This is a genomic window from Dokdonella sp., from assembly GCF_051958935.1.
Classification (GTDB): domain Bacteria; phylum Pseudomonadota; class Gammaproteobacteria; order Xanthomonadales; family Rhodanobacteraceae; genus Dokdonella_A.
The window spans coordinates 1-2,564 of the sequence record NZ_JBQCFP010000036.1; the positions used below are offsets into that span (position 1 = coordinate 1).

Annotated in this window: 1 protein-coding gene; it reads right to left on the minus strand. The window is 68.0% G+C overall.

Annotated features, from left to right (window positions below; translation table 11 throughout):
• Positions 1-80 precede the first annotated feature (80 nt).
• Positions 81-2,564 (minus strand): hypothetical protein (locus tag ACTHK2_RS03745; RefSeq protein WP_440244356.1); only part of this gene is annotated, 2,484 nt, incomplete at its 5' end.

Sequence of the window (2,564 nt, forward strand, 5' to 3'; positions counted from 1 at the left end):
GTCCGTTCGCCAGCCCTTCGACGGCACAAAAAAAGAGGCCTCCCGCGAGGGAGGCCTCCTGTTTCATCCCAAGGACGGGATCAGTTGGCGGTGCCGACCAGCAGGTTGTCCATCGTCGACCAGCTGCTGTCCGTCGGGTCCGACGGATTCGGCGCGTCGATCGTGATGCTCGTGATCGGCGCGGCGGTGGTGAAGCCGCGGTAGTCGTTCTCGTCCGTGGTCGAGAACGTCTCCGTGGTGCCATCGCTGAGCATCAGGTCGACCTCGTTGCCGGGGATCGCCACGCCGTCGATGTCGGACGCGAAGAAGTTGCCGCCGACCGCGGTCACGGTGCCCGCCGTGAACGTCACCACGATCTGGTCACCCGAACCATTCGTCGTGATCACGCCCGGGAAGAACCACAGGTCGTCCGGCGTCGGCGTCGTGTCGATCGTGTAGCCGAAGCCGCCACTGCTGTAGGTGCGGGCCGGTTCGGCCGCCGAGCTGTTGCCGACATCGCTGAAGTCGTTCTCGAAGAACCCGGCGGCCACGTGCGTGATGAACTCCGCACGATCCGTGTAGGTCGCCGGTCCGCCACCACCGACCGGGTCGAAGCCGTCGCAGAAGATCTCGTCGGCACCACCCGAGCAGAACACGACCGGCGCAGGTCCGACCGTCAGCGTGACCGGCACGGTGACCAGCGGCGTAACGGGGTCGTTCGTGCCAACGCAGACATTGGCCGTGTAGGTACCTTCGGCAAGGCTCGCCGCGTTGGCCGTCACGGTCACGTCCGTGTTCGCACCCGCCGCGACCGAACCACCGGCCGGCGCCTCACTCAGCCACGGGATGTCGGCCGGGTTCGCGCAGGTCGGCGGCGGCGTACCACCACCCAGGTCGACCACCATCGTCAGATGGAAGTCCGGGAAGCCGATCGTCGCAGCCGTGGTCGGCTCGGTGATCGCGCAGTCGGCAGCCGACAGGAACGTCGGGTGCGTTTCCGGAGTGGCGTTCGCGCCCGGGAAGAAGCGACCGGTCGTCATCGCGTCGACGTGATATTCCACCACGAGGTCATTGCCGGCGGTATCGGCGATCGAGCCCGTCACCGGGATCGTGACCGAGACGAGGCCGCTGTCGATCGACCCGGTACCCGTGCCGATCGGCGTCAGCGACGCGGTCGGGATCGTGTCCACCGGGGTGCCGTGCGGGATCGTGTACAGGTTGATCGTGACCGGCACGCCACTCGGGCCATTGCTGCCGGAGGAGATCGTCACCGCGCTCACGCTCGTGCTGGCACCCACACCCGGATGCTCGTTGAAGTAGAAGCGGCGCCAGAAGCTGTTGGCCGTGTTCGACGTCGAACCCTGGCCGCAGCTCACGCCCTCGTCACCCGGCGAGTTGTCGGTCATCTGCGAGATCTGCGACGAGCCCAGAGGCACGACCGGACGACGCATGGCCGGCAGCGTTCCCGCCTTCGGGTTCTGCACCATCGACGCCGGACCGTACTTCGCCCGCAGCACTTCGGCTTCGCGCGACACCGTGCGATAGCTGTTGCCCTGCAGATGGCGATTGTTGCTCGCGGTCGAGCCTTCGCTGATCGTGTACGACAGCGCGCTGCCGCCCGTGTTGGCGATGTTCAGCGGCGTCGAATCCGTACCGCCGGCCACTGCGTCGAGCGTCAGCGCGTTCGGCGTGACCACGGCCACCGGCGGCGACTGCACCGTCAGCGTGGCGGTCGCGTCCGTGTCGCTGTTGCCGATCGAGGTCTGCAGCGCACCCGCCGGGATCGTGTTGACGTAGCTGCCCGCCGTGGCGGAATGCACTGCCACCGCGACCGCGCAGGTGCCATTCGGCGGAATCACCGCGCCCGTCGCCAGCGTCACCGAACCGGACGTGTTGCTCGCGCCCGCACCGCCGGTGCACGTCGTCGTCGCCGACGCCGCGGTCGCCACGAGGCCTGCCGGCAACGTGTCGACCAGGTTGGCCGTCAGCGTCGCCGGATTGGTGGTCGGGTTGGTCAGCGTGATCGTCAGCGTGCTGTCCACGTTGATCTGCACCGCGCTCGGCGCGAACGCCTTCGCCACCGACGGAATCGTCGCGAACGACAGGTGGATCGAGTCGATCCACCAACCCGGACCGGTGTCCGGTGCGACGGAGGAGTCGTCCGCCGTGCGGAAGCGCAGCTTGGTCGGCTGGCCGGTGGACGCGCTCGGCAGGGTCACGCTGGTGGTGATGAAGCCACCGCTGCTGCCGGTCCACGCCTGGCGCCCGCCGATCGGGCTGCCCCACGAAGTGGAGATCGGAGCGGTATAGCCGCCCGCGCCGAACGAACCGCCCGCCGTGATGATGTCCGTGAACGGACCACCATTGATGCTGATCTCGAGCACCGCACCGTCGAAGCCGCTTTCCAGGTTGAACTGGTGGCGGAACGTCAGCGTGGTGGTGCCGAGCGGCGTGAACGCCGGCGAATCGAGCGTGAAGTCGTTCACCGACGGCAGGTCGGTCGCGAACGCCGCGTTCGGCGCCGTGTCCGAGGCCGTCGTCACGGTCGTGAAGTCCGTGCCGGTCGTCGTCGACGTGACCCAGCC